The organism is Streptomyces poriferorum, assembly GCF_019399235.1.
In the GTDB taxonomy this organism is placed as follows: Bacteria; Actinomycetota; Actinomycetes; order Streptomycetales; family Streptomycetaceae; genus Streptomyces; species Streptomyces poriferorum.
The window spans coordinates 1-712 of sequence record NZ_JAELVH010000591.1 but is presented as its reverse complement, the minus strand read 5'-3'; the positions used below and the strand labels follow the sequence as shown (position 1 = coordinate 712).

Below are 712 nucleotides of genomic sequence, written 5' to 3'. Positions count from 1 at the left end.
CACCCGGACGGGGCCTGCGGCGTACCCCGGCACCCCCGGCCCAGGCCCCGCCCGCCCTCAGCGCACCCGCACCGACAGGATCGCCACGTCGTCCGACGCCTCGCCGTCACCCAGACACGCCTCCACCAGGTACGCGCACAGATCACCCACATCCGAAGGCGCCGCCAGCGCCGCCGCACGCAGACGCTCCAGCCCCACCCCCAACTCCTCCCCGCGCCGCTCCACCAGACCATCCGTGTACAGCACCAGCAACGCCCCCGCCGGCAGCTCGAACTCGTCCGCCTCCGCATCCCACTCATCCACCACACCTAGCGGCACCCCCTGCCCCGCACGCAGGAACCGCGCCCCCGAATGGTCCACCAGCAACGGCGGACAATGACCGGCCGACGCCACCACCGCACGCCGCTCCACCGGATCCACCGTCATGTACAACACCGTCGCCAGATCCGTCAGCGCCATGTCCTGACTCAACGCGTTCAGATCCGACAGCACCGCCACCGGATCCTCACCCTCCACCAGCGCATAACTGCGCAACGCCGTCCGCAACTGCCCCATCGCCGTCGCCGCGCGCAACCCCTTGCCCATCACGTCACCCAGCGCCAGCCCCGCCTTCCCACCCGGCAGCGCCATCACGTCGTACCAGTCACCCCCCGCCTGCATCCCCCGCGCCCCCGGCAGACTGCACGCCGCGACCTGCACCCCCGCGATCTCC

1 protein-coding gene is annotated in these 712 nt (G+C 71.9%); it reads right to left on the bottom strand.

Annotated features, from left to right (window positions below; all coding sequences use genetic code 11):
- Nucleotides 1-57: 57 nt before the first annotated feature.
- On the bottom strand, nt 58-712 hold a 655-nt coding region (locus JGS39_RS39870), incomplete at its 5' end, for a PP2C family protein-serine/threonine phosphatase (protein WP_219574637.1).